At 46.8% G+C, this 894-nt stretch carries 1 protein-coding gene; it reads right to left on the reverse strand.

From position 1 onward, the window contains the following. Nucleotides 1-25: 25 nt before the first annotated feature. The gene (locus tag DEF47_RS11705; RefSeq protein ID WP_012190858.1) at nt 26-703 is read right to left on the reverse strand and encodes a DUF8692 domain-containing protein; all 678 of its coding nucleotides are present in this window, start codon (nt 701-703) and stop codon (nt 26-28) included. Between the last annotated feature and the right edge of the window lie 191 nt (nt 704-894).

The following is an 894-nucleotide window of genomic DNA, read 5'->3' on the forward strand; positions in this document are numbered from 1 at the left end:
ACGGCGCTTTTAGCAGAATGTGGGGTTAAGCTAAACGTTGCAGTTTGGCTTGGGCTAAAATAGTTTGAACAGTTCGCCCAAAATAGCTGAGCCAAAAGACAATCCCAACAAATTTGAGGCTATCTTCGGTAAAGGTTGCTAGCTCATGAAACGGCATAATCACATCGAAAATCATCGATAAAGCCATAAATCCAACTGCCAGCATAAACAAACCATAATCTGTGCTTAACATTCGTGGCAAAAAATAAAAAAGATAGGCCATCCCCAAGCCTAAATAGCCTGCCAACACCAGATTTTCGGGAATATGCAGATGCTTCGGAAAAACTCGTTCGTGCAGCAAAATGGCATCGTCAAGCGCCAAAATCAAGGATAAGAGGGCTGATGCGCCTAAAAAGCGCCGCTGTTGATGGCTGGACTCAAGCAACAACCAGCCAACCCCGCAAACACCGGTCGTTGCCGACCATAGCATTACTCCCAAGGTCGAGAGAATGCCAAAATAGAACGGCATTCCGGTAATATCGGCAGGATCACGGGTGAGCGTGCTCAGGGGAATATGATCGAGTTGGCTAAAACTATACAGAATCAGCAACAAACAAGCTACAAACAGGCCGATCCAGCCGATCATGCGGCGGGTTAATGAATGATGCTGCGGTGCATCGCTATGCAGTTGTTGGCTGCCAAACGCAAAAAATCGTGGCTTCATGTGGAAACCCTTTCTTGAGGCAAGCTGCTTTTGGCGAAATCTATTCCTGAGTATACGCAATCGCCTAGTAACTGCCAAGGGTGAATTAATCGGCCACGAACCAATCGAAGGTATTGCAAATTGAGGACTATTGGTTTAACGCCAACAAGCCTTGCTGCAAGGTGCAACCGACACTGTGCCACATCATGCTT

Source organism: Herpetosiphon sp. (assembly GCF_003512625.1).
Lineage (GTDB): Bacteria > Chloroflexota > Chloroflexia > Chloroflexales > Herpetosiphonaceae > Herpetosiphon > Herpetosiphon aurantiacus.

Bases quoted from the DNA above. Each gene is read 5' to 3' on its own strand.
- DEF47_RS11705 (WP_012190858.1), bottom strand. From the start codon at position 703: ATGAAGCCACGATTTTTTGCGTTTGGCAGCCAACAACTGCATAGCGAT.